Genomic DNA, 24,684 nt, shown 5'->3' on the forward strand with positions numbered 1-24,684 from the left:
GGTTTCTTTTTGCTCGCCGCTCAAGGATGCAGCGCAGACAGGCGGTCACCGCCGGCTCAGAGTTCGAGGATCTCTTTGACGAAGGGGATGGTGAGCTTGCGCTTGGCGCGAAATGAGGCGTTATCGAGCTGATTGAGGGTGGTAAGCAGGGTGCGCATGTCGCGGGAGAGTCGGTTGAGCAGGAAGCGGCCCACGTCGATGGGCAATTTGAAGCCCCGCAGCTCGGCACGCAGCTGCAGGGCACTGAGCTTGCCTTCATCATCCAGCTCGTCGAGATGGAAACTCACCCCCCAGTCGAGGCGGGAGGCGAGATCCGGCAACTGCAGCCCCAGCTTGCGCGGTGCGCTGCAACCCGTGACCACCAGAGTACCCTCGCCCTTCTCCTGCCAGCGATTGTAAAAATCGAACAGGGCCCGCTCCCACTGCGCATTGCCGGCGATGGCTTCCAGACTGTCCAGACAGACCAGCGGCAGACTTTCGAGGGCGTCGAGCATGCTGGGATCCAGCTGTTCGAACTGATCGAGGGAGAGATAGGCCGCCGCCGCATCGCGGGCATTGACCTCGGCGCAGGTGGCGTGCAGCAGGTGGGAGCGTCCCGATCCCTTGGCGCCCCAGAAATAGAGGAAAGGTGATCCCTGACCGATGGCCGCATTTTTGAGGGCGGTGATCAGATGAGCATTGTTGCCGGGATAAAAACTGACGAAGGTTTCATCATCCGGTAATTGTACGGCTAAAGACAGTTGGGCCGGTTGCTTCACTCGTTGGGCTTTGACTGTGACATTTGTGGCTGAGTGTATCATCGCAAAGGCAGATAGAGAACCGCCCGGACTTGGCCGGGCGGTTGGTACAAGGCAGAAATGATCAGGGCTGCGACCATTGGTAGCGCAAACCGCTGTCATTATCATCAATCTGGCGCAGCCGGCTCTCCAGTTGCAAGCCACGGATGAGCTCGGCCTTGTCCCCCTGCAACGCCAGGTTGAAGGTGACCTTGTCCCCCTCCAGCTTGCCTATCTCCACCTTGGTGACGCTGGCCATGCCCTGCAGCATCTTCTGCACCGTGATCATGCCGTCTATGCCGGACAAGCCTTCCACCACCAGGGTCTGGCTGGAGGCAACACCCGAGATGCGGGCGCCATAGTTTTGTACCAGCCAGGCCGCCAGCCCATCGGCAAATCCCTGCGCCACCTCGGCCTGGCTGCCGCTGCCGCTGCCGCGGGTCAACTCGGCCAGCTCGCCACCGGCCTTGGGTCCATAGAGGCCCCAGTCTATGCTCCATTTCTCCCCTTCCGGGGTCAGCTTGCCCAGCACCACCATCTCGGCGCCATAACGCTGGCTCGCCTTGAGGATGGGATCGGCGAAGCGGCCCCAGACATCGGTGGCATTGACCGCCATGTTGTCATCGAGATCCATCAAGGGAATGCTGACCGGCAGGCCCATGGCCTGGCTCTGGGTTCGCAGCGCGGCGGCCCAGCCATCGCTGGACTGATCCGGCAGGACGCGGCGCTCTCCCTCATTGATCACCAGCCAGATGGCCACCTGAGGCCGGGCCGGCCCAAGCAGGGCAAATTTGCTTTGGGAGATCAAGGCGTTGACCTTGGCGACGTCAAAGTCGGCCTTGAGAAACTTGACCGGCCCCACATCCTGATAGCCGTAGTGCTGCACATAGTCGCCAGGGGCGGCCAGCGCCTTGACCACGGCCGGTTGGGTGAGGATATCCCGCTTGCCGGTCACCTTGACCAGCACATCCCCCAACGCCTGGGACTGGGCCGCCACCATGTCACCGCTGGTGGGCGCCTTGCCCTGATAGAGATCGGTCACCTGAGCGGCCGAGACCATGAATGACAAGCCGCAGCAGAGGGCGGTCACAACACGTTTGAACATGAGAAGAGTCTCGAAATGGGAGATGGTGCTTATGGTAGCGGCAAGGCGCGCATTGCAGCAAGCTGGAGGGGGATAAACAGCAGAGCCGGCGAGGCGCCGGCTCCGATCACCCCTTCCACATGGGAAGCGGGTCAATGCATCACCTTACTTGGTACCGAAGATCTTGTCGCCGGCATCGCCCAGACCCGGGACTATGTAGCCCTTTTCGTTCAGGCCTTTGTCGACGGAGGCGCAGTAGAGCTCTACATCGGGGTGAGCGGCTTCCAGCGCCTTGATCCCTTCCGGCGCGGCAACCAGCACCAGCACCTTGATGGACTGGCAGCCTTTCTTCTTCAGCAGGTCTATGGTGGCGATCATGGAGCCGCCGGTGGCCAGCATGGGGTCGATGACCAGTGCCAGACGCTCTTCGATGTTGCTGACGATTTTCTCGAAATAGGGAACCGGTTGCAGGGTCTCTTCATCGCGGTAGATACCGACCACGCTGACGCGGGCGCTCGGCATGTGCTCCAGCACGCCATCCATCATGCCCAGACCGGCACGCAGGATAGGCACGACCGTGACCTTCTTGCCCTTGATCTGGTCAACTTCCACTGGCCCGTTCCAGCCATCGATGGTAACCTTCTCGGTTTCGAAGTCAGAGGTCGCTTCGTAGGTCAACAAACTGCCCACTTCTTTGGCCAGTTCACGGAAACGCTTGGTGCTGATATCGCCTTCACGCATCAGCCCGATCTTGTGTTTGACCAGGGGGTGTTTGACTTCAACGACTTTCATTATTATCTCCTCTAACTGCCGCAAAAAAATCGCGGAATCATACAACAAAAGCCGACGCTTGTAGAGCTTTTCCACGCAAAAACGCGCAAACGATTTCCTTTCTGCTTTTACCCGGCCACTGTTAGAATACGCCCCGAATTTTACCCTCCACTTCTTTATATGACGGGGAATACGCGTGACTGACAAAACCTCACTGAGCTACAAGGATGCTGGCGTAGATATCGATGCCGGCAATGCACTGGTTGAACGTATCAAGGGCGTGTCAAAGCGCACTCGTCGTCCTGAAGTCCTTGGTGGTCTTGGCGGCTTTGGGGCCCTGTGTCAAATCCCTGCGGGCTACAAGGAGCCGGTACTGGTCTCCGGCACCGACGGTGTGGGCACCAAGCTGCGTCTCGCCATCGATCTGAAAAAGCACGATACCGTCGGCATCGACCTGGTGGCCATGTGCGTCAATGACCTGATAGTGCAAGGCGCCGAACCACTGTTCTTCCTCGACTACTATGCCACCGGCAAGCTGGATGTAGACACGGCCGCCGCCGTGGTCACCGGTATAGGTGCTGGCTGCGAGCAATCCGGCTGCGCCCTGGTGGGCGGCGAAACCGCCGAGATGCCGGGCATGTATGAAGGGGAAGACTACGACATCGCCGGTTTCTGCGTCGGCGTGGTGGAGAAGAGCGAGATCATCGACGGCAGCAAGGTCGGTGACGGCGATGCCCTGATCGCCCTGGCCGCCAGCGGCCCCCACTCCAACGGCTTCTCCCTGGTGCGCAAGATCTTGGAAGTCTCCAAGGCAGACGTGCATCAGCCACTCGGTGACACCACTTTGGCCAACGCCCTGCTGGAGCCGACCCGCATCTATGTGAAACCCGTGCTCAAGCTCATCAAGGAGTGCGAGATCCACGCCCTGTCCCACATCACCGGCGGCGGCTTCTGGGAGAACATCCCCCGCGTGCTGCCCGCCAACACCCAAGCCGTGATCGACGAGCAGAGCTGGCAGTGGCCGGCGGTGTTCAGCTGGCTGCAGCAGGCCGGCAACGTCACCCGCCACGAGATGTACCGTACCTTCAACTGCGGCGTCGGCATGATCATAGCCCTGCCTGCCTCCCAGCTGGAAAAGGCCCTGACCCTGCTCAAGGCGGAAGGCGAGAACGCCTGGCACATCGGCCATATCGCCAAGGCTGCCGATGGCGAGGAGCAGGTCATCATCCGATGAGCCCGATGACACGCATTCTGGTGCTGATCTCCGGCAGCGGCAGCAACCTGCAGGCCATTCTCGACAGTTGCGCCAGCGGCAAGATTGCCGGCGAGGTGGTCGGCGTCATCAGCAACAAGGCCGATGCCTATGGTCTGATTCGCGCCAAAGAGGCCGGGGTGGCGACCTCCATTCTGGCCCAGCAGCAGTTTGCCAGCCGGGATGACTACGACCTCGCCCTGCAGGCGTTGATGGCGGACTATAAGCCGGACCTGGTGGTATTGGCCGGCTTTATGCGGATCCTGAGCGCCCCCTTGGTGCGTCACTTCGCGGGGAGAATGCTCAACATCCACCCCTCGTTGCTGCCGAAATACCAGGGCCTGCACACCCACCAGCGCGCCATCGACGCCGGTGACAGTGAGCACGGCGCCAGCGTCCACTTCGTCACCGAAGAGCTGGATGGCGGCCCGGTGATCCTGCAGGCCCGCGTCCCCATCTTCGAAGGGGATGACGCGGACGAGGTGGCCGCCAGGGTGCAAGTGCAGGAACACAGCATCTACCCGCTGGTGGTGCAGTGGTTCTGCGAGGGAAGACTGAGAATGCAAGGTGATGCCGTCCTGCTGGACGGTGCCGCACTTGGCCCGGCGGGTTATGCCAGCGAGTAGCGGAAACACCGAGATGTGAAAAGGGAGGCCTGTGGCCTCCCTTTTTTGTCTTTTGCAGTACAGCAGCCATCGGCCGGCGCATGACTTAAACCGGATTATCGATGTCGATAAAGGTCACCTCCAGCCCGTGCACGGTCGCCAGCCACTCCCCCAGCGCCTTGATGCCGTAACGCTCGGTGGCGTGGTGGCCGGCGGCGTAGAAGTGCATGCCCATCTCGCGGGCTGTGTGGATGGTCTGCTCGGAGGCTTCGCCCGAGATGAAGGCATCGATCCCCTGCTCCGCCGCCAGATTGATATAACTCTGGCCACCGCCGGTGCACCAGGCCACGGAGCGGATAAGCTCGGGGCCGCTGTCACCGCAATGCAGCGGCTCACGACCGAGCCGCTCGGCGATGAGCTTCGCAAAGTCGCTGCCGCTCATGGGTTCTTCCAGCTTGCCCACCATGGCGACACTCTTGCTGTTCCAGGGCTCCAGGCCGCGGCGTACCTTGATGTCCAGCAGCCTGGCGAGCTGGGCGTTGTTGCCCACCTCGGGATGCACATCCAGTGGCAGATGATAGGCAAACAGGTTGATGTCGTGGGTCAGCAGGGTCTTGAGACGGCGCTGCTTCATGCCGGTGATCTGGGCCGGTTCGCCGCTCCAGAAGTAGCCGTGGTGCACCAGGATGGCATCCGCATCGGCGGCCACGGCCGCGTCGATCAGGGCCTGGCTGGCGGTGACCCCGGTCACCACCTTGCGAATGCGCTCGCGTCCCTCCACCTGCAGGCCATTGGGGCAATAATCCTTGATGGCGTGGGGTTCGAGCAGATGGTTGAGTAGGGTTTCGAGTTTCCGATGAGAGATCATAAGGGTCCCTTGTTGAGGCCAGGTTCCCTGCTCTACCAATAAAAACAGGGTCCAGGCACAAAGCGCCGAGGACCCCATGATAATCGAGCCAGACCGCCAAGACCATGACAGTTCCCTGGCAGGGCACGCCAGCCGCGCGGATAAAGGCACCGGTCGCCAGGCTCCAGGCGATGCCCGCCCCGCACTCAGGCGGGCAGATCTATCCCCGCCTCCCGCATCTGGGCCAGCTTGTAGCGCAGGGTGCGCGGGCTGATGCCGAGCCGGTCGGCCACCGCCTTGCGGCTGCCGTTGCAGTCTTGCAGGGTATCGAGGATGATCTGGTGCTCCTGCTGCTTGAGCTCGCTGCCCAGATGCTCGCTGCCAGTGCTGCGCTCGCCGCCGGTGAAGCGGATCTCCTCCTCGTCCACCTCTTCCAGGATGAGGTGCTCGCAGCCGATGAGCCCATCCGGGCTCAGGATCAGGGCACGCTGCACCACGTTGTCCAGCTCCCGCACGTTGCCGGGCCAAGGGTGGGCCAGCAGGCGTTCGCGCGCTGCGTCTGCCAGCTGCGGCGTCGGCAACCCTTGCTGGCTGGCATGCAGCGCCAGCAGGTGCTCCGCCAGCGGCAATATGTCGCCGGGCCGCTCCCAGAGCGAGGTCCAGCGCAGCGGGAAGACGTTGAGACGGTAGTAGAGATCCTCGCGAAACAGGCCGTCCTGCACCGCCTTCTTGAGATCCCGGTTGCTGGTGGCGATGACCCGCACATCCAGCGGGATCAGCTTGCGGCTGCCGAGCCGCTCCACCTCTTTCTCCTGCAAGACCCGCAGCAGCTTGGCCTGCAGCCCCAGATCCATCTCGGTGATCTCGTCGAGCAGCAAGGTGCCGCCCTGGGCCTGTTCGAACTTGCCGGGACATCCCTGCACGGCGCCGGTGAAGGCCCCCTTCTCGTAGCCAAACAGGGTCGCCTCCAGCATGTTTTCCGGGATGGCGGCGCAGTTGATGGCGACGAAGGTCTGCTCGGCGCGGCTGGAGTTGTCGTGAATGTAGCGGGCCAGCACCTCTTTCCCCGTCCCGCTCGGGCCTGTCACCATGACGGTGGCCTCGCTTCGGGCCACCCGGGTCGCCAGCTGGAACAGCTCGGCGGTCTTGGGATCCCCGTACACCACGGCGCGCTTCTCCACCTTCTGGGCCGGTACATAACGGCTGACCTGGTTGAGCAGCACCTCGGGCGAAAACGGCTTGGCGAGGTAGTCGATGGCCCCTTCGCGCATGGCGCGCACGGCCCCGTCTATGTTGGCGTAGGCGGTCATCAAGAGCACAGGCACCTGGGGATATTGCTGGCGAATGTTGGCCAGCAGGGTCAGGCCATCCATGCCCCCCATCTGGATATCCGAGATCACCATGTCAAAGCTCTGGCGCGACAACGCCAGCAGGGCGCGCTCGCCGCTGTCCGCTTCACGGCACTCGTAGCCGCCGAGCAACAGGGTATCCACCAGCGCCTCGCGCAGGCCATTGTCATCTTCCACGACCAGAATACGGGCCTGAGTCATGCGACACCTCCAAGCTGCACCGCTTGCTGATGCAGGGGGAACGACAGGGTAAAGCAGGTGCCTTCAGCGGGCACTGAGGCCACGCTGACCTCCCCCTGATGGGCACGTACCACGGATTGCACCACCGCCAGACCCAGGCCTGTGCCCTGGGAGCGGGTGGTGAAGAAGGGTTCGAAAATCTGGTTGAGCAGGTGGGCGGGCATCCCCTTGCCATTGTCGAGGATGCGCATCTCCACCCGGGCGCCGCTGCGCATCGCACTCACCAGCAAGGAGGTGGCGCCGGCCTGCTGGGCGTTGGCAATCAGGTTGTTGATGGCCCCCGCCAGCGCATTGCTGTTGGCGAGCAGGCAGAGATCCGGCTCGGGCGCCTCCATGTGCAGCTCACAGCCCTGCTGGTTGCAAAATGCCTCGGCACCGGCCTGCACCTCCGCCAGCAATCCCTGGACCGAGATGGGTGTCACCACCTGGTTGTCACCGTTGCGGGCGAACAGCAGTATGTCGTTGATCTGTTTCTCCAGATCCTTGAGCCGGTCCATCAACTTTTGCTGGAACTGGCTGCGCGACTCGGGCTTGAGGGTGCGGTTGGCCAGGTTGGCCGCATAGAGCATGGCGGCGGAGAGCGGTGTGCGGATCTGGTGTGCCAGCGAGGCGGCCATGTTGCCCAGGGCAGACAGCCGCTTCATGTGGTTGACTCTGTCCTGCAGTTTGCGGGTTTCGGTGAGATCCGTGATGAACACCAGCTGGCCGGGTTGATCCGGCAGCGGTTGGGTCGACAGCTGGACCCGACGTCCGTCGCGCAGGGAGATCTCGTGGCCGTCATCCTCACGGGGCTGGAAACAGCGAGCGATGATCTGGCGCCAAGCCTGACCTTCCAGCGGCTCCCCCAGCAGCGCCAGGGCGGCGGGGTTGGCACGGGTGATGCGCCCCTCGCCATCGAGCAGCAATACACCGGTCGGCAGCGCCTGGAAGATGGCGTAGAGCTGGCTCACCTCGTGAGACTGGAGTGGATTGTCTTGCTGCTGGGCTGTCATAAAGCTGACCTCAAACTGGCTATTGGGTCAGGTTATTCAATTTCCATGCCACTAAAATTACCACTAAAAATCAAAGCCTTGAACAACAGCGTCAAGGCTTTGACCCTTATACTTCCTTGCTCATCCCGTATTTTTTCATCTTCTCCACCAGGGTGGTACGACGCATGCCGAGCAAGTCGGCGGCGCGAGCCACCACCCCGTCCTGGGACTCCAGGGCCTGGCGGATCAGCTCCACCTCGAGGTCGGCCAGCATCTCCTTGAGATTGACCCCCTCCTCCGGCAGCTGCATGGCACGGGAGTGGCTGGCACTGTGCTCCAGCTCGGGAGGATCCTGGAACACGGCGGCCAGCGCGTCGCGCTCGTCCATCTCGGTCAGCCGCTCATCCCTCGGCTCGCACGGCAGCAGCCGATAGCGGCTCGGCAGGTCGGCCACGTCGACTATCTGTTGCGGATAGAGGATGAGCAGTCGCTCCAGCAGGTTGGAGAGCTCGCGCACGTTGCCGGGCCAGGGGTACTGCATAAGGGACTCCAGGGCCCGCTGGGTCAGGCGAATGATGCCCTGATGCTGCTCGGCATGGCGGTTGAGCAGCTCCTGCAGCAGCAGGGGAATGTCGTCGATGCGATCCCGCAGCGGCGGCGTCTCAATCGGGAAGACGTTGAGGCGGTAGTAGAGATCTTCACGAAAGCCCTGGGTGCGGATCATGGCCTCCAGATCTCTGTGGGTGGCCGCTATGATGCGCACGTCCGCCTGGATCGGCTTGCCCCCCCCCACCCGATCGAACAGCCGCTCCTGCAACACCCGCAGCAGCTTGACCTGCATCGGCAAGGGCATGTCGCCGATCTCGTCGAGGAACAGGGTGCCGCCCTGGGCCAGCTCGAAGCGGCCCCGGCGGGCGGCGATGGCGCCGGTGAAGGCGCCCTTCTCGTGGCCAAACAGCTCGCTTTCCAGCAATTCGGCCGGGATGGCGCCGCAGTTGATGGGCACGAAGGGACCCCCGCTACGGGGAGAGAGCTCGTGAATGGCGCGGGCCACCACCTCCTTGCCGGTCCCGGATTCCCCCAGGATCAGCACGTTGGCCTCTGTCTCCGCCACCTGGCTGATGAGACGGCGCACCTCCTGGATACCCCGCCCCTTGCCCACCAGCAGACGCAGCAGTGCTTGGCCCTTGTCGTGGGTCTGTTGACGGGGATGCAGGGAGACAAACGCCTGACAGAAGTGCAGATGGCGAGTGAGGGATTCGTAGGTGAAGGGAGCTTCGGCGACGCCGATGAAATTGCTGTTGGGGAAATCCACCTCTACCAGAGACAGGAAGGGTACCCGGGGAAAGCTGGTCAGCAGCTCATCCAGCGAACGACCGGTCAAGGTTCCCGCCAGCACCCCTTGCAGCGGCCCGGACGACTCGATGGCCACATCCAGCTCGTTCTCGACTATCTCCTGCCACGGGATCCCCATGAACGAGAGCACAGTGCCCAACTGTTGGCGCCGCTGCGCATCGGCATCAACAATCAATACTCCCATCGCCATCATATACATCCCTCTTATAATCGACGTAACTTATTGTTTTATTGTGCTTATGTGGTCTAGCCACGCACTTTATGCAGGAGGCACAAAGTGCCAAAATTCCGACGCATTGTCAAAAATTGTCGCATTTAACCTAAGTTTATCGACGCAACTGCGGAATAAGATAAATTTTGTCGCCTCTTTTTTTGATGGGAGGCGCTGACAAGCGCAAGAGACGGGACGAGCGGCCGCCCATTCCCGGCCCCATGACGAGGCCGGGAACGGCGACAGGGGGTCAGTGACGGGCGTTCGTGTGAGGCGCGGCGTAGCGGCACTCGGGGAAGCGGCTGCAGGCCATGAACAGGCGGCCGGCATGAGGCCCTTTTTTGGCCTCCCGCTCGACCAGCGGGGCATCGCAGCGAGGGCAATGAGGCGCCTGGTGCGGGTGGTCGTCCTCTTCGTCGTCCACCTCGGCAAACAGGTTATCCACCAGTTCGCTGTCTGTGGCAGAGACCAGGGCACTCCTGACCGGGGTCGTGACGGTCGACATGGTCGAGGAACTGGAAGGCGAGCGGCCGCCATGACGGGTCTCTTCGGTGTCGACGCCATCGAGCAACAGGGGGCTGAAGGTCGGCTCGCGACGCTCGCCCGGCATCAGATCGTCGGCCAGCGGCGCGGTCGTCTTGATCAGCAGCGGCAGGATCAGATCCCGCAGCTCTTCCACCTGATAGTGGCTGCTTGCCGGGATCTGCAGCAGCGGCAAGCCGGCGCTGTCGAAGGCAGCCTTGAGGAAGCTGTCCCTGGCTCTGCGTTTCTGCTGGCGGTGGGAACTGTCATCGAGTTCGATGGCGCAGATGAAGGAGAGATCGGCCGGGTGGCAGAGCAGGTAATCCAGGTGCTTGGCGCTGATCTTGTTGAACGCCTGCTGCCACTTGCTCTTGCCCATGCCTGCCTCAGGGGTGAGCACATCGGCCACCCGCACCTTGGCAAACACCCGGGCCTTGTCACCGACCGCGAGATCCAGCACGCCGAGGAAGGAGCGCTCGGCCGGACTGAACAGGGTCTCCTGCACATCATAGGGCAACGGCTTGCCTTTCTTGCCTCGGGTCCAGAAGACCGCCAGCAGGAGCAGCACCAACAACACCAATCCCGATACGACAAGGGTATTCATGAGCGCACTATCCAGTTCACAAAACAAAAGAGGGGCATCACTCTACCACAGGGGCCCAGTGGCAGGCAGCGCTGAAACATGGCTCTCCCCCTCCCTTCTGCGCTTTTTCACCCTATTTACGCCGGGCGGGGCTTCATATGGCCTGTCACAGCAGGCACAATGCTACAGAAACCCAATTCCAAGGAGAGCAGGATGCAAAAGCAATTGGTCGTGACAGTGATAGGCACAGACAAACCCGGCATAGTCGAGAGTCTGGCGGATGTCATCACTCAGCAGCAGGGCAACTGGCTGGGCAGCTCCATGAGCGAGCTGGCGGGACAATTTGCCGGCATCCTGCACGTGACAGTACCCGACGAGCACTACCGCAGCCTGTGCGAGGCGCTGCTGATGCTGCCCGGCCTCACCGTCAGCTTTGCCGAAGGCCAGCCCGGCCAGGAGCCGGAGCGTCAGGTGATGCTCAGCGTCACCGGCAACGACAGAGCCGGCATAGTCCACGAAGTGGCCAGCATATTGCGCCAGCTCAACATCAACGTGTCCGACCTCACCACGGGTTGCGAGCCGGCCCCCCACTCCGGCGCCCCGCTCTTCTACGCCCATGCCCTGGTGGCCCTGCCACCCCAGCTCGAACTCGACGATCTGATCACAGCGCTGGAGTCTCTCTCCGACGATCTGGTGGTCGACATAGACCAGGCGTTCGCCGACTGAGCGGATGGTCATCACACTGTCATATTTTCACGCCATTACTGCCGCGCAGACGCGACCCGACCACAGAGGCATCACATGAGCACCGACAAGCAGTATGAAGAGAAAGAGCTGAGCTGGCTCTCATTCAATGAACGGGTGTTGCAAGAGGCAATGGACAAGACGGTGCCCCTCATAGAGCGGGTCCGTTTCCTGGGGATCTTCTCCTCCAATCAGGATGAGTTCTTCAAGGTGCGGGTGTCGGACGTCAAGCGCCGCATCCTGATCAACGAGGTGCACGGCGGCGACGACGAGGCCAAGGTGCTGCTGCGCGCCATCCAGCAGAAGGTAATGGCGCTCGGCGAAGCGTTCGACAACACCTACAAGGAGCTGTTGATAGCGCTGGCCCGCCACAACATCTTCCTGGTCAACGAGAGCCAGATCTCCGAGTCGATCCAGCAGTGGCTGCGGGTCTTTTTCAGGGAGAAGGTGCTGCGCCACATCATCCCTATCCTGCTCAACAAGGAGGTCAACCCGGTCAAGTTCCTCAAGGACGAGTACACCTATCTGGCCATAGAGATGAAGAAGAATGGCCAGGTGATCCAGTACGCCCTGGTGGAGGTGCCGACCGACGATCTGCCCCGCTTCTTCCAGCTGCCGCCGGAAGGCACTCGCCGCAAGAAGCAGATCATCATTCTGGACAACGTCATCCGCTTCTGTCTCGACGAGATCTTCAAGGGCTTCTTCGACTACGACGAGATAGCCGCCTACGCGGTCAAGCTGACCCGGGATGCCGAATATGATCTCTCCGACCAGCTGGATCTCAGCCTGGTGGACAAGATGAGTGACGGCTTGAAGCAGCGCCTCACCGCCATGCCGGTGCGCTTCGTCTACGAGCGGGAGATGCCCGCGGCCATGATAAGCTTCCTGAAGCTCAAGCTGCAGATCAGCTCCTACGACGCCATCATGCCGGGCGGGCGCTATCACAACTTCAAGGATTTCATCGGCTTCCCCAACGTGGGCCGGGATTATCTGGAAAACCCCAAGCTGCCGGCCCTCGATTGCCGCGACTTTGACGGCTTCGTCAACGCCTTCGATGCCATCGCCAAGCAGGACATACTGCTCTACTACCCGTATCACAAGTTCCACCACTTCACCGAGCTGGTGCGCCAGGCGGCGTTCGATCCGGCGGTCAGCGCCATTCGCATCAACATCTACCGGGTCGCCAAGAAGTCGCGGATCATTCACTCCCTCATCGATGCCGCCAACAACGGCAAGAAGGTGACGGTCGTCGTCGAATTGCGCGCCCGTTTCGACGAGGCGGCCAACATCGACTGGGCCAACATTCTCACCGACGCCGGGGTCAAGGTGGTGTTCGGAGTGCCCAGCCTCAAGATCCACTCCAAGCTCTGCCTCATCACTCGCCACGAACATGGCGAGGCGGTGCGCTACGCCCATATCGGCACCGGCAACTTCAACGAGAAGACGGCGAAGATCTACACCGACTTCTCCCTGCTGACCCGCCACCCGGACATCACAGCCGAGGTGGAGGGGGTGTTCGAATACATCGAGTACCCCTATAAACGTTACAAGTTCAACCACCTGCTGGTCTCCCCCATCAACAGCCGCCGTCAGCTCTATCGACTCATCGACAACGAGCTCTCCAACGCCAAGGCGGGCCAGCCCAGCGGCATCACCCTCAAGATCAACAACCTGGTGGACAGGGATCTCATCAACCGGCTCTATGCCGCCGGCCAGGCCGGGGTGCCGATCCAGATGATCATCCGCGGCATGTGTGCCCTGCGCCCCGGCGTGCCGGGTCTGAGCGACAACATCCAGGTGATCAGCATCATAGACCGCTTCCTCGAGCACCCGCGGGTCATGGTGTTCCACAACAAGGGCAACCCCCAGCTCTATATCTCCAGCGCCGACTGGATGAGCCGCAACATAGATGGCCGGATCGAGGTGGGGACCCCCATCTATGACGAGCGCCTCAAGCAGCGCATCCTGGATATCTTGCAGCTGCAGCTCAGCGACACCTGCAAGGCAAGGGTCATAGATGCAGACCAGCAAAACGCGTATGTGAAACGGGGCAACCGCCGCAAGATCCGTTCTCAGGTCGCGATTTACGACTACCTCAAACGCATAGAGTCAAACAATGGACAATAGCCTGTACGCCGCCGTGGATCTTGGCTCGAACAGTTTTCACATGGTGATCGCCCGCCTCAACGAGGGACGTCTGCAGATCGTCGACCGCATCAAGGAGCGGGTCCGGTTGGCGGAAGGAATGGATGCACAGCGCCGCATGTCGGTGGAAGCCATGGGCCGGGGGCTCGAGTGCCTCGCCCTGTTTGCCGAACGACTGACCAACATCAAACCGGATCAGATCCGCATTGCCGGCACCTATACCCTGCGCCGCGCCAGCAACGCCCGCGAATTCGTGAGCGAGGCGACCAAGGTGCTGAACCATCCCATCGAGATCATCAGTGGTCAGGAAGAGGCGCGCCTCATCTATCAGGGGGTTGCCCATACCCAGCATATCGAAGGCCAGGTACTGGTGGTGGACATAGGCGGTGGCAGCACGGAGCTCATCATAGGTGAGGGGTTCGATCACAAGGCGCTCACCAGCCGCAAGATGGGCTGTGTCAGCTTCACCCAGAGCTTCTTTGCCAACGGCAAGCTGAGCGAGAAGGCCTTCAACAATGCCGTACTGGAGGCCCAGCATCAGCTCGCCCCCATCATCAACCAGTATCGCAAGCTGGGTTGGCAGAGTTGCCTCGGCAGCTCCGGCTCGATCCGCACCGTGCGCGACGTGCTGCAAGGGGAAGGCTGGACCGATGGCGCCATCACGCTGGCGGGGCTGGAGCGGCTCAAGCAGGAAATGCTCGACCACAAGCGGGTCGATCAGTTGAAGCTTGCCGGCCTGACCGAGGAGCGCCAGGAGGTGTTTGCCGCCGCCGTGGCCATACTGCTCGGGCTCTTCACCTCCCTGCCCATAGAGAGAATGGAGTATTCGGACGGCGCCCTGCGCGAAGGGCTGCTGTACGAATTCGAGGAGCGCTTGCAGCACCACGACATTCGCGAGCGTACCGCACTGGCGCTGTCCACCCACTATCGTATCGACAAGCGTCAGGCCAACCGGGTCGAGCAGAGCGTGTTGACCCTGTTCGATGCGCTGAGCGGTCCCTGGGAAATGCCGGAGGAACCCTACCGCGCCATCCTCGGCTGGGCGGCGCGACTGCACGAGATTGGTCTGGCCATCAACTACAGCGGCATCCATCGCCACTCCGCTTACATCTTGCAGAACACGGATCTGCCCGGCTTCAACCAGGACGATCAGGCCCTGCTGGCGGCCCTGGTGCGATTTCAGCGCAAGGGGCTCAAGCTCTCCGAGCTCCCTCCCCTGCCCAACCACGATGAGCAGACTGTGCTGCGTTGCATTCGCATCCTGCGCCTCGCCGTGGCGGCGCACCACAGGCGCCAGGACAACCTGTTGCCGGAATGGAAGGTACAGGCCGCCGAAGATCAGCTGGTGGTCACCCTGCCGATCGAGTGGTGCGACGAGAACCGCCTGCTGATCCAGAACCTGGAGAAAGAGCACCGTTATTGTCAGGAGCAGGGCTGGCCGCTGCTGTTTCAGCTCAGCTGATCCCGCCTGTTCGGCAGGCAGACAAGCAAAAAGGCAGCCCAGGCTGCCTTTTTGCTGTTTGACTCATCCGCGTCAGGTGCGGGTTACTGCAACTCGGGCAGCAACAACTTGGCCATCTCGAAGTAGATGATGAGGCCGGTACCGTCCACCAGGGTGGCGATGAAGGGGGCAGACACCACGGCCGGGTCAATCCGGAAGCGACGCAGCACCATGGGGATAATGGATGCCACTGTGGCGCTCCACAGCACGATGGCGATGATGGTAAAGGTCACAACCATGCCGATCTCGGGACCGACGCCCAGGCTCCAGGCCCGGATCCAGGCTGCCACTGCGATCGCCGCCGAGATGAGCAGACCGGTGGAGAGCTCCTTCTTCAAGACAGTCCCCAGGTTGCGCATGCTCACTTCGCCAACCGCCATGGCGCGCACTATGGTGGTGGTGATCTGGGTACCACTGTTACCGCCGGTACCTATGAGCAACGGGATGAAGAAGGCCAGCGCGATGGCGGCTTCCAGCTGCTCCTCGAACGCCCGCAGCACAGTACCCGTATAGGCTTCGGCCACGAACAGGATCAACAGCCAGCCGATCCGCTTGCGCCACAACTGCCAGGGGGTCGCCTGCAGATAGGGAGTATCGAGCGGCGAGGAACCGCCCTGCATCTCGGCATCCTCGGTGGATTCGAGTTCCAGGATGTCGGCGGCATCATCCACATGGAAGATACCCACCAGCTTGCCCTGCTCCTCCACCGGCAGGGTCGAGATGTCGCGGTCGATCAGCAGGCGTGCCGCCAGCTCCTGATCCGCCCTGGCATTGATGCGCACCGTATCCCTGTCCATCAGCTCGCTGACCGGCAGCAGAGGATCCGCTATCAGCAAGGATTTGAGCGCTATGCTGCCGAGCAGGCGATTCTCGGTGTTGACCACATAGAGGTGCTGGAACAACTGGGCGTTGTCCCAGGCATCGTGGATCAGCTGCTTGGCACTGCCCACCGTCTCCTGATCTCCGATGGCCAAAAATTCATGGCGCATGTTGGCACCGACCGATTCGGTCGGCCAGTCGAGCAGGGAGTAGAAGGTGGACTGTACCGGCTCCGGGAAGCGGGAGAGCAGCATGGTGCGATCGCTGCTACCGAGCCGGCGCAGTATGGCCAGCATGTCGCGACGGGGCATGGCCCCTTGCAACAGGCCGACTATGCTGGCGTGCAGCCGCATCAGCAGACGTCCGGCACAATCGGCCGACAACGAGCTGAGCAGCGCCGCACCTTCGGCAATGGGCAGAGTATCGAAGATGCAGTTGAGCTCTTCCGGACGCAGGGTCAGCAGTTGATCGGCACGCTGAACCGGATCCAGATTATTCTCCAGCCAGCCCTGCAGGGCTGCCAGATCGAGCAGTTGATGACGATTGAGTAGAGTCTGTGTTTTCTTCATCACAAATGACCTCATGTGATTTCAGGCTAAGCCTGAGCGCGATCGGATATCCGGTCGCTGTCTGAAAGAAAACAGCAATTTGATTGACGAGTAATAGGCAGGAAATGACGCCGTCCGGCGTGTCATCATCCCCACGTACCAGCTTTAGCACTGTATAACGTATCCGGCATGCCGGAAGCCACTTGGGTTTACACCTTAATCCGATGAAAACTGTCCTGAGCTTGGGCGTCTCTCGACGTCGTGAGATCAGTGGCCTTTGTTTATACAGGAGCCTCGCCTAACGAGATGCTGCAACAAAAAATCAGCACAACCCTCTGTTGTGCGGGCTGAATGATTATCGAATGCGCTGTGTGAGTCAACCCGACAGGGAGGGCTAAATGGCCCACTGCAACAGCTTGTTACAATTGGAGAAAAAGAGGATTTAAACGAGGATATATCAGGGCGGGGCAAACCAGATACGGATGGCCCCCCTGTTCATCGCGTCCCGAAATGCGCTGAACAGGGGTGGAAAATATCAGCGAATATAGTCAAACAGGGTCAGTTTGCTTATTTTGCTGAAGGAGAGTTGGGAGGCGCTCAAGGCCGCATCCTCTTTGGACAAGGCGGCAATGACTTCATACAAGTCCGCCTCGGAAACCTTGGCCCTGGCCTGCTGATTGAGGGTACTCAGCCCCTCGTTCGAGCCCAATACCTGCTCCAGGCTGTTCATCCTGCCGCCAATCTCACCCAGCCCCTGATCGACATTCAGCCGGGCATTTTTCATGTGGGAGGTGGCATCCGCCACCTTCACCTGAAAGGTGTCCGGGGTGATGTTGGGATCCCGCAGCGCCGTAATGAAATCGGACATGCCATCCAGAATGTTGTTGTTCTGGGGTGGATCCAGCACAAAGTTTTGCGCGGCGCCCCCTGCGGGCAGATCCAGGGTCAGCTCCAGACCATTGAAGGGGATCTTGTTGCCTGCCACATAGTCACCGCTTTGCAGCAGGGTGCCGCCGCCATCCCGTACCTCATAGGTATCCGGTGCGCCCGCTGCTGTGGTCACCGTATATTGGTTGCTGGCCAGGGCAGGGTCATAGTTGTTGCGATAAAAGCTGTCGAAGTTGCCCTGATCGGCCACTCCGACCTGAATATTGGCGCTGCCCGCACTGCTGGTCCGGCGGGTCGGCACGATTTCAAACAGATTGAAGCCGGAGTCATTGGCCGCGATTTGTACCGTCGGAGAGACCTGGATATTGCGCTGGCCCGTATCCCCCTGGAAGAGGTAATTGCCGCTGGCATCCTTGACGAAGGGCTGGGTCTTGCTCTGGTTGCCACCAAAAATGAATTCGCCCTGGGAGTTCTTGCTGTTCATCAGATCGAACATCTGCTTTTGCAAGCCTTCCAGCTCGCTGGCGATCGCCTTGCGATCATCGAACCCCACCGCCGAGTCATTCGCCTTCTGGATCAGGGTCTGGGCGCTGGTCATGGCGGTATTGAGCGCGGTCAGCACTGTCTCTTCATGGCCCAGGCTGTTCTCAAGCAGGCTGCCATTGACGCCATACTGCTTGAACAGGTCTATCTCCTTGGTCAGCGCCATCTTCTGGCTCATGCCGGAGGGGTCTTCTCCCGACGTCTTGAATTTATCGCCACTCTGCAGCTGTTCATAAGCCGTGCTCAGTCTTTCATTGGCGTTGTTCAGGGAAGAGATATTCCGGTTATAGACCATGTTGGTGGTGATACGCATGAACTTACCTCACTGATGACAACAGGGTGTCGAAGATGGTCTTGGCCGTGCTGACCACCTGGGCCGATGCCGCATAAGACTGCTGGTAGCGGATCAGGTTGGCCGCCTCTTCCTCGAGACTCACCCCGGAGACACTCTCGAAAATACTGGTGCTCTGGGTCAGCTTGGCCTCGTTGGCCTTGAGCAGCGTCTTGGCCTGGCTGGTGTTGTTGCCCACCCCTGTCACCAGGCCGGAATAGGCCTCGTTGAAGGTCATCTTGTCATTGCTGGTGCCCGTATTGGTGCTCTTGCGCACCAGATCCTTGTTCTGCAGCTCGGCCAGTGCCAAGCCATTGGCGTTATCGGCGAAACCATCCTGATTGTAGCTCAGGGTGAAGCTGTCTTTGGGCTCCACAGTCCCGGTGATACTGAACTCGTAGCCGGGTGTCTGCTGGGGATTGGCGTAGACATTGGCCCCGGCCGGGAAGGGATTCACGATGGCCGACATCAGGTTCTGCCCCTTGCTGGAGGCCGGTGCCACCCCTATCAGGGTGGTGCCATCCGCCGCATAGACTTCGTAGTTGCCGCTGTTGTCGACCTTCACCACCTGGGGAGCCGTCGGATCCAGGGTATTGGTACCAAACCCCGAGCCCGTGCTGGTGTTGAAGATGCCGTTGAGCTTGATCTCGGCAGAGCCGAAGTTGTTCTTGCTCTTGTCTGCCTTGAGGGGCGATGCCAGCGCCAGATCCTCGGGGCGGGTGGCAAGCTGCCCCAAGCCGGCGGCCGCCCGCTTGGTCGGCTGCAGCAGGATGCGATCCCCTGCCGCCGGCGTGCCGGACAGATCAATCTCGATGCCATGGCCCGGGAGCTGGAACTTGGCCGGGGGCGTGGTGCCCGTCGCCAGCGAGGTACGATTGCCATCCTTGTCCAGCGAAAATACCTCGTAACCTGTGGCGCTGCTGAACTGCACCTCGTAATCGAAGGTGGTCACTTCACTGCCCTTGCCGGGCACGAAATTGACCTTGGCGGCGCCCGTACCAGTGTTCTGGTCATAAGGCAGGCCGTCGCTGACACCGAGGGAAAAGAGATCCCCCCCCAGCTCGTTATCCAGATCCATGCCCAGCCGGTTCTGCTGGTTCATGGCATCGGCCATGGCCGCGGCCAACTGACCCAGTTCGCGCTTGGCTGGCTCCAGATCGCGGCGGGCGGAGAACAGACCACCGACACCACCTCCTATGTCTTTTTCATTGATGGTAGCCTTGTTGGCCCCCATGGTTAGCTGCAACTCGGACTCGCGGGAATCAGGGTTACCTGGCACGACGCTGAACTGGGCTACCCCCCCACCATTGAGTACCAGGGAGTGGCCCGTGCTCATGTTGACCAGCATGCTGCCATTGGCCTGGGGAACTGTGCGGATCTCCATCTTCTCGGAGAGTTGGCGAATGGCTTCATCCCGCTGATCGAACAGCATCAGGTTCTCTTCCGGCGAGCCCTGGGTACGGATGATGGCCTGGTTCAGATCGTTGATGCTGTTGATGAGGCCGTTCACCCGCTTGGTCTCGTCACCTATGGTGGTGTTGATGGTGTCTGTCTGCTTGTCCAGCTGGGCCGACAGGGTATGAAAGCGGTTGACCATGCCGCTGAGCTCGCTCAGGGTGGTCTTGCGGCCGGCAATGTCGGCCGGCGCTTCGTTGGCGGTGTGAAACGCCTTGAAATAGGAAGTGATGGCGGCACCGACGCTGTTGCTGGTATCCCCCAGCAGGGTATCGGTATTGGAGAGCTGCTCGTAGCGGGTGGCCGAGGCAAAATAGGCGGAGGTGTCGCGCCGCACTTCGCCCTGGGCATAGGCATTGATGACCCGCTCGGTCAGCATGTCGCCCGTGCCCAGACCGACGGAATTGGTATAGATCAGGGTACGTTCACGCACATAGCCCTGGCTATTGACGTTCACTATGTTGTTACTGGTGGTCTGCAGCAGTCGCTGCTGGGCCATCACACCCGAGGTACCAATTCCAAGCAGATCGCTTGCCATGACTTACAGCTCCATTTCGGTGTACTGGGCAATGGCATCACTGCGCAATACTTGTTTCAGTTTCCTGGCGTACTGGGGATCCGTGGCATATCCGGCCTGTTGCAGGGCTTCGAAGTAACGATCCGGGTTGTCCACCTTGGCCAGGGCACCCTTGTAACGGGAGCCCGAGGTCAGGAAATCGACATAGTCGTTGAAGCTCTCCTCGAACGACTCGTAAGAGCGAAACGATGCCTTCTGGCGCGAGGCCACCCCTTGCTCATATTCCAGGGTGCTGACCACCGCCTTGGGACCTTCCCAACGCGGATCGGCCTTGATGCCGAACAGGTTGTGAGTCACCTGCCCTTCCCCGTCCTTGATCACCCGCTTGCCCCAGCCGCTTTCCAGCGCCGCCTGGGCCACCAGCACCGCCGGGCTCAACCCCAGCTTGTCCGCCGCCTTCTTGGCAAGCGGCATCAGACGATTGACGAACTCTTCCGGGGTTTCAAACACTTGCGCCGTCTTGTCCAGCGCCTTGGTTCCCTGTGCAGCCTGCACACCCTGCGCGGACCCCATGGGGGGAACCGTGCGACGGGGGCGATGCGGCACGGCCAGTGGCTGGGCATCGGCACTCATCTCTTTGTCAGCAAAATCTTTGCCAACTTTTGAGGCGGAGATGAGATCGTTAGGGGCAGAGGTGGGTGGGTGGTAGGGTTTGTAGACCCGTTCGGTGCGTTGCGGCATCTTGAGCACACGCCCATCGTGACGAGTGAAGGTCTCGGGTGAGAGCTGCTTGGCCACCATCTCGGCCAGCCCCATGCCTCCCTTGCTGGTCATGTCGGCGACCCGCTGTTCATCCAGCATGCCCTCGTAGAACTGGGTGTAGCTGCTGTTCATGGGGTTGTCCTGGGTCAGTGCCTGGTTGGCCTGACGCATGCCCTGAAACAGGGTCTGGGTGAAGATGGACTCGAACTGGCGAGAGGCGGCCATGAGCGCATCGGCCTTGCCCTCTTTGCTCTGGCTCAGCTGGCGCAGGCGATCCAGATTCTGGATATCCTGCACCATGCCCATATTCACGCCGCTGTTGGTGTCGAACTCTGCCATTTTGCTTACCTCATTGCCGCCCGTGGCAACCCCTTGCCGCTTGTTACAATATGACCAGCTGACCTTCGATGGCGCCCGCCTGTTGCAACGCCTCCAGGATCGCCATCAGATCGCCGGGTGCCACCCCGACCTGATTCACCGCCCGCACCAGATCATCCAGGGTCGCGCCGGTATCAAGTTTGAACATGCGCCCCTGCTCCTGCTGCACGTTGATGGTGGAGTTGTTGGTGACCGCCGTCTGACCGCCCGAGAGCGGGTTGGGCTGGGACACCTGCTGATTCTCGGCTATGGTCACCGTCAGCCCGCCGTGGCTGATGGCCGCCGGTTTGAGCCGCACCTGACTGCCGATGACTATGGTGCCGGTACGGGAGTTGACTATGATCTTGGCGGCCTCGCTGGCCGGGTCGACTTCCAGATTTTCGATGGTGGCGAGGTAGGAGACCCGCTGCCCCGGATCCCGTGGCGCATAGACCTTGACCGAGGTCGCATCGAGCGCCTGCGCCGTGTTGGGGCCCACCAGATCGTTGACCACGTCCGCCAGCCGGCGGGCCGTGGTGAAATCGGGTCGATTGAGGTTGAAGGTGATGGTATCGCCCTGGCTGAAGGAGTTCGGCACCTCCCGCTCCACGGTCGCGCCGTTGGCGATGCGGCCCACGGTCGGCGTATTGACCACCACCTTGGAGCCATCGGCCCCCTCTGCGCCCAGACCGCCTACCACCAGGCTGCCCTGCGCCACCGCATAGACACGCCCGTCCAGCCCTTTCAGGAAACTTTGCAGCAGAGTACCGCCGCGCAAGCTCTTGGACTCGCCGATGGCCGATACCGTCACGTCTATGGTCTGGCCCGGCTTGGAGAAGGGGGGAAGATCGGCATGGATGGCCACAGGCGCCACGTCCTTGATCTTGGGCTTGATGTTGTCCGGCACCTTGATGCCGAAGTTGTTGAGCATGGTACGAAAGGTCTGCTCGGTGAAGGCGTTGTTCTTCTCGCCGGTACCGGGCAAACCGACGACCAGACCGTAGCCGATCAGCTGGTTGTTACGTACCCCTTCCACCGAGCTGATGTCCTTGATACGGGAGGCGTGGGCCACTCCCAAGGGCATCAGGCAGCAGAGCAGGGTCACAAGACGGAGTGACTTCATAACATCTCCTAGAGCGGCCACCAGGGGCCATTGAAAAAGCTGGTAAGCCACCCCTGCTCCTGACTGTTGGCCAGATCGCCGGTACCGCCGTAATGGATGCGGGCATTGGCGACCCGCTGTGACGACACGCTGTTCTCGGACGTCACATCTTCGGGGCGGATCATGCCGGTGATCCGGATATATTCGTTGCCATTGTTGAGCATGATCCACTTCTCGCCACGCACTATCAGGTTGCCGTTGGGCAGCACCTTGGCCACGCTGACCGAGATATTGCCCTGCAGGCTGTTGCTCTGATCCGCCTTGGCCTGCCCCTTGAAGGCGCTGTTCTGGCCCAGCGACGCCGACAGATCATAAGGACCTGCCGTGACCGGCACACCGCCCAGGGAGACCTGATCCAGGCTCAGCTTGTTGTCCTTGCCGCTCTGGGTATTGGCTTTCTTGGAGGCAGAAGTCGACTCAGCCAGCTCTATGGTGATGATGTCGCCCACCTTGTGCGCCTTGATGTCCGAATAGATGCCGTTGACCTGATCCGGTTGAAAAATGGCCCCGGTCGGTCTGACGGAGACAGGCTCAGATTCCCCGTACACAGGGGAGAATTCGGGGTCATCTGGCTTGGCCGTGTTGGGGGTGCTGCTACAGCCCCCCAGCACCAACAGCCCCAGCATCCATATGGTTTTCATCATGCGCCTCCTACCGATGTGCGCGAGATCAAAAATGAGGTCATGGTGTCCATCACCCACTTAGGTACGCTGGATCAGGAAGGACATCATGCCGTCCACCGCCGAGAGAACCTTGGAGTTCATCTCGTAGACCCGCTGGGCCTGGATCAGGTTGACCAGCTCTTCGGTCACGTTGACGTTGGACGTTTCCAGCATGCCCTGCTTGATGACGCCGAGCCCGTCCGCACCGGCAGTTCCCTGAATGGGGGCTCCACTGGACTGGGTCTCGACAAACATGTTTTCACCCATGGGTTGCAGGCCGGAGGCATTGACGAAGTCAGAGGTGTTGATCTGGCCCACCACCTGGGATGCCCCGTCCCCCTTGAGCTGTACGGATACCTGACCATCCTCTCCCACCGTCACACTCTGGGCGTTTTCGGGGATCTGGATTTCCGGTTGCAGTGGATAGCCGTTGCCCGGGGTGACTATGGTCCCTTCATCATTGAGGGTGAACTGACCGTTGCGGGTATAGGCGGCGCTGCCATCGGGCAACTGGATTTCGAAGTAGCCGCGGCCGCTGATCATCAGATCCAGCGAGTTGTCCGTGGTCTGCACGTTGCCCTGGCTGTGGTTCTTCTGGGTGGCAACGACCTTGGCACCGGCACCCAGCATCAAGCCGGACGGGAGCTCGGTATCCGCCGACGAGCGGCCACCGGGCTGGTTGATATTTTGGTAAAGCAGATCCTCGAAGATGGCCCGTGATTTTTTGAAACCCACGGTGCTGGCGTTCGCCAGGTTGTTCGAGGTGACCGCGATGTTGGTCTGCTGTGCATCCAAGCCGGTCTTGCTGATCCAGAGTGCAGGGTTCATTTAAAACTCCTTGATTAGCTGATACGCAGCAGCTGGGTTTGGGCTTCGTCGTTCTCTTCCGCGGTCTTCATTATTTTGACCTGAGTTTCGAACTGACGTTGCAACCGGATAAGGTTGGTCATCTCATCGACCACGTTGACGTTGCTGCCCTCGAGCGAGCCGGCGATGAGGCCGACATTGGCCGAGGCGGCCTCGGTCTGGCCATCCTTGCGACGAAACAAACCGTCCTGCCCCTTCTCCACCGCATCGGCGGCAGGCTTTACCAGTTTGATACGCTGAAAATCCTCGGGCAGGTTGGCCGCGGCGCCTTCGGGACGACCACTGATGGTGCCATCCCGATTGATCTCGATCTTTTCCATCGGCAACGGCAGCACTATGGGTTGGCCACCGTCGTCCACGACATTGAGGCCGGTAGAGGTCTGCAGGTTGCCGGTCGCGCTCAGCTGCAGGTTGCCCATGCGGGTATAGGCTTCGCCCCCCTTGGGATCCTGCACCGCGATCCAACCCTGACCGTCAACGGCCACGTCAAGATCCCGACCCGTGGTCATCAGCATGCCATGCTGCAGGTTCTGACCCGGCCGCTCCGTCATGGCGAACACCCGGGAGGGCAACCCTTCGCCAAACGCCTGCATGCTGCGCGCCTGCTCGAAGTCAGACTTGAAGCCTATGGTGTTGGCGTTGGCCAGGTTGTTACCACGCACAGCTAGGCTGTTCATGTTCTCCTTGGCCCCGGACATGGCGATGTAAAGCAGGTGATCCATGGGATCCTCCGTCAAACTGATGACTCTGGAGAGAGAACTGCAATTTGAGTGCCAATACCGGCTCAGGAATACAAGGGGGGAGATAAAACAGGCG

General features: G+C 60.8%; 21 protein-coding genes and 1 riboswitch. Of the genes, 5 read left to right on the plus strand and 16 right to left on the minus strand.

All coding sequences use genetic code 11. From position 1 onward, the window contains the following. Positions 1–56: 56 nt before the first annotated feature. The 3 genes from hda to upp form a co-directional block, all read right to left on the minus strand. Entirely contained in the window at positions 57–758 is a 702-nt protein-coding gene (gene hda / locus AACW87_RS00350) for a DnaA inactivator Hda (protein ID WP_005320168.1), read from the minus strand. A 103-nt stretch (positions 759–861) separates the two neighbouring features. Then, positions 862–1,881 carry a DUF2066 domain-containing protein gene (locus tag AACW87_RS00355; RefSeq protein ID WP_241326265.1) on the minus strand — a complete coding sequence of 340 codons (1,020 nt, stop codon included), beginning with the start codon at positions 1,879–1,881 and terminating at the stop codon, positions 862–864. 144 nt (positions 1,882–2,025) lie between these two features. Next, the gene (upp, locus tag AACW87_RS00360; RefSeq protein WP_043137488.1) at positions 2,026–2,652 is read right to left on the minus strand and encodes a uracil phosphoribosyltransferase; all 627 of its coding nucleotides are present in this window, start codon (positions 2,650–2,652) and stop codon (positions 2,026–2,028) included. A 175-nt stretch (positions 2,653–2,827) separates the two neighbouring features. Here upp and purM point away from each other — a divergent pair, with 175 nt between their 5' ends. Further along, positions 2,828–3,865, plus strand: coding sequence for a phosphoribosylformylglycinamidine cyclo-ligase (gene purM / locus AACW87_RS00365; protein ID WP_043137490.1), 1,038 nt, complete (start codon positions 2,828–2,830; stop codon positions 3,863–3,865). A 5-nt stretch (positions 3,866–3,870) separates the two neighbouring features. Next, on the plus strand, positions 3,871–4,509 hold the full coding sequence (purN, locus tag AACW87_RS00370; RefSeq protein WP_241326322.1) for a phosphoribosylglycinamide formyltransferase: 639 nt from the start codon (positions 3,871–3,873) through the stop codon (positions 4,507–4,509). An 85-nt stretch (positions 4,510–4,594) separates the two neighbouring features. Here the strand turns inward: purN and AACW87_RS00375 are convergent, their stop codons facing one another. From AACW87_RS00375 to AACW87_RS00395, 5 genes are all read right to left on the minus strand, one after another. Beyond that, entirely contained in the window at positions 4,595–5,356 is a 762-nt protein-coding gene (locus AACW87_RS00375) for a Nif3-like dinuclear metal center hexameric protein (protein WP_277606856.1), read from the minus strand. A 185-nt stretch (positions 5,357–5,541) separates the two neighbouring features. Continuing rightward, positions 5,542–6,885, minus strand: coding sequence for a sigma-54-dependent transcriptional regulator (locus AACW87_RS00380; protein WP_241326266.1), 1,344 nt, complete (start codon positions 6,883–6,885; stop codon positions 5,542–5,544). After that, entirely contained in the window at positions 6,882–7,916 is a 1,035-nt protein-coding gene (locus AACW87_RS00385; RefSeq protein ID WP_241326267.1) for a sensor histidine kinase, read from the minus strand. Before AACW87_RS00385 ends, AACW87_RS00380 begins: the two co-directional genes overlap by 4 nt. Positions 7,917–8,022: 106 nt before the next feature. Next, the gene (locus AACW87_RS00390; protein ID WP_241326268.1) at positions 8,023–9,444 is read right to left on the minus strand and encodes a sigma-54 dependent transcriptional regulator; all 1,422 of its coding nucleotides are present in this window, start codon (positions 9,442–9,444) and stop codon (positions 8,023–8,025) included. 268 nt (positions 9,445–9,712) lie between these two features. Next, the gene (locus AACW87_RS00395) at positions 9,713–10,588 is read right to left on the minus strand and encodes a DUF2726 domain-containing protein (RefSeq protein WP_043556654.1); all 876 of its coding nucleotides are present in this window, start codon (positions 10,586–10,588) and stop codon (positions 9,713–9,715) included. A 192-nt stretch (positions 10,589–10,780) separates the two neighbouring features. Here AACW87_RS00395 and AACW87_RS00400 point away from each other — a divergent pair, with 192 nt between their 5' ends. From AACW87_RS00400 to ppx, 3 genes are all read left to right on the plus strand, one after another. Further along, a complete protein-coding gene (locus AACW87_RS00400; RefSeq protein WP_241326269.1) occupies positions 10,781–11,293 on the plus strand; it encodes a glycine cleavage system protein R in 513 nt (170 codons plus the stop codon). Positions 11,294–11,368: 75 nt separating this feature from the next. Next, positions 11,369–13,438: a polyphosphate kinase 1 gene (gene ppk1, locus AACW87_RS00405; RefSeq protein ID WP_043137514.1), complete on the plus strand. Its 2,070-nt coding sequence runs from the start codon at positions 11,369–11,371 to the stop codon at positions 13,436–13,438. Further along, positions 13,428–14,918 (plus strand): exopolyphosphatase, encoded by a 1,491-nt coding sequence (gene ppx, locus AACW87_RS00410; protein WP_241326270.1) that lies wholly within the window; start codon positions 13,428–13,430, stop codon positions 14,916–14,918. The genes ppk1 and ppx overlap by 11 nt, the downstream gene beginning before the upstream one ends. 83 nt (positions 14,919–15,001) lie before the next feature. On the opposite strand, the gene mgtE is transcribed toward ppx, so the two are convergent. From mgtE to flgF, 8 genes are all read right to left on the minus strand, one after another. Then, positions 15,002–16,345 carry a magnesium transporter gene (gene mgtE, locus AACW87_RS00415; protein ID WP_043556657.1) on the minus strand — a complete coding sequence of 448 codons (1,344 nt, stop codon included), beginning with the start codon at positions 16,343–16,345 and terminating at the stop codon, positions 15,002–15,004. Between the two features lie 122 nt (positions 16,346–16,467). Continuing rightward, positions 16,468–16,637, minus strand: a riboswitch (M-box (ykoK) riboswitch). A gap of 222 nt (positions 16,638–16,859) precedes the next feature. Next, the gene (gene flgL, locus AACW87_RS00420; protein ID WP_241326271.1) at positions 16,860–18,068 is read right to left on the minus strand and encodes a flagellar hook-associated protein FlgL; all 1,209 of its coding nucleotides are present in this window, start codon (positions 18,066–18,068) and stop codon (positions 16,860–16,862) included. A 4-nt stretch (positions 18,069–18,072) separates the two neighbouring features. Further along, positions 18,073–20,079 carry a FlgK family flagellar hook-associated protein gene (locus tag AACW87_RS00425; protein WP_241326272.1) on the minus strand — a complete coding sequence of 669 codons (2,007 nt, stop codon included), beginning with the start codon at positions 20,077–20,079 and terminating at the stop codon, positions 18,073–18,075. 3 nt (positions 20,080–20,082) lie between these two features. After that, a complete protein-coding gene (gene flgJ / locus AACW87_RS00430; protein WP_241326273.1) occupies positions 20,083–21,159 on the minus strand; it encodes a flagellar assembly peptidoglycan hydrolase FlgJ in 1,077 nt (358 codons plus the stop codon). 43 nt (positions 21,160–21,202) lie between these two features. Then, a complete protein-coding gene (locus AACW87_RS00435) occupies positions 21,203–22,300 on the minus strand; it encodes a flagellar basal body P-ring protein FlgI (RefSeq protein WP_043137528.1) in 1,098 nt (365 codons plus the stop codon). 8 nt (positions 22,301–22,308) lie between these two features. After that, on the minus strand, positions 22,309–22,980 hold the full coding sequence (flgH, locus tag AACW87_RS00440; RefSeq protein WP_103471198.1) for a flagellar basal body L-ring protein FlgH: 672 nt from the start codon (positions 22,978–22,980) through the stop codon (positions 22,309–22,311). Between the two features lie 60 nt (positions 22,981–23,040). Beyond that, positions 23,041–23,829, minus strand: a complete 789-nt coding sequence (flgG, locus tag AACW87_RS00445; protein WP_043137532.1) for a flagellar basal-body rod protein FlgG — start codon at positions 23,827–23,829, stop codon at positions 23,041–23,043. Between the two features lie 14 nt (positions 23,830–23,843). Continuing rightward, complete coding sequence (gene flgF / locus AACW87_RS00450) at positions 23,844–24,590, minus strand: flagellar basal-body rod protein FlgF (protein ID WP_042870552.1); 747 nt, start codon at positions 24,588–24,590, stop codon at positions 23,844–23,846. Positions 24,591–24,684 lie beyond the last annotated feature (94 nt).

Source organism: Aeromonas sp. MR7, assembly GCF_963899385.1.
Taxonomy (GTDB): domain Bacteria; phylum Pseudomonadota; class Gammaproteobacteria; order Enterobacterales; family Aeromonadaceae; genus Aeromonas; species Aeromonas bestiarum.

Coding starts and splice junctions, on each gene's coding strand:
- AACW87_RS00355 (WP_241326265.1), bottom strand. CDS start 1,881: ATGTTCAAACGTGTTGTGACCGCCCTCTGCTGCGGCTTGTCATTCATG.
- upp (WP_043137488.1), bottom strand. CDS start 2,652: ATGAAAGTCGTTGAAGTCAAACACCCCCTGGTCAAACACAAGATCGGG.
- purN (WP_241326322.1), top strand. CDS start 3,871: ATGACACGCATTCTGGTGCTGATCTCCGGCAGCGGCAGCAACCTGCAG.
- AACW87_RS00375 (WP_277606856.1), bottom strand. CDS start 5,356: ATGATCTCTCATCGGAAACTCGAAACCCTACTCAACCATCTGCTCGAA.
- AACW87_RS00380 (WP_241326266.1), bottom strand. CDS start 6,885: ATGACTCAGGCCCGTATTCTGGTCGTGGAAGATGACAATGGCCTGCGC.
- AACW87_RS00385 (WP_241326267.1), bottom strand. CDS start 7,916: ATGACAGCCCAGCAGCAAGACAATCCACTCCAGTCTCACGAGGTGAGC.
- AACW87_RS00390 (WP_241326268.1), bottom strand. CDS start 9,444: ATGATGGCGATGGGAGTATTGATTGTTGATGCCGATGCGCAGCGGCGC.
- AACW87_RS00395 (WP_043556654.1), bottom strand. CDS start 10,588: ATGAATACCCTTGTCGTATCGGGATTGGTGTTGTTGGTGCTGCTCCTG.
- AACW87_RS00400 (WP_241326269.1), top strand. CDS start 10,781: ATGCAAAAGCAATTGGTCGTGACAGTGATAGGCACAGACAAACCCGGC.
- ppk1 (WP_043137514.1), top strand. CDS start 11,369: ATGAGCACCGACAAGCAGTATGAAGAGAAAGAGCTGAGCTGGCTCTCA.
- ppx (WP_241326270.1), top strand. CDS start 13,428: ATGGACAATAGCCTGTACGCCGCCGTGGATCTTGGCTCGAACAGTTTT.
- mgtE (WP_043556657.1), bottom strand. CDS start 16,345: ATGAAGAAAACACAGACTCTACTCAATCGTCATCAACTGCTCGATCTG.
- flgL (WP_241326271.1), bottom strand. CDS start 18,068: ATGCGTATCACCACCAACATGGTCTATAACCGGAATATCTCTTCCCTG.
- AACW87_RS00425 (WP_241326272.1), bottom strand. CDS start 20,079: ATGGCAAGCGATCTGCTTGGAATTGGTACCTCGGGTGTGATGGCCCAG.
- flgJ (WP_241326273.1), bottom strand. CDS start 21,159: ATGGCAGAGTTCGACACCAACAGCGGCGTGAATATGGGCATGGTGCAG.
- AACW87_RS00435 (WP_043137528.1), bottom strand. CDS start 22,300: ATGAAGTCACTCCGTCTTGTGACCCTGCTCTGCTGCCTGATGCCCTTG.
- flgH (WP_103471198.1), bottom strand. CDS start 22,980: ATGAAAACCATATGGATGCTGGGGCTGTTGGTGCTGGGGGGCTGTAGC.
- flgG (WP_043137532.1), bottom strand. CDS start 23,829: ATGAACCCTGCACTCTGGATCAGCAAGACCGGCTTGGATGCACAGCAG.
- flgF (WP_042870552.1), bottom strand. CDS start 24,590: ATGGATCACCTGCTTTACATCGCCATGTCCGGGGCCAAGGAGAACATG.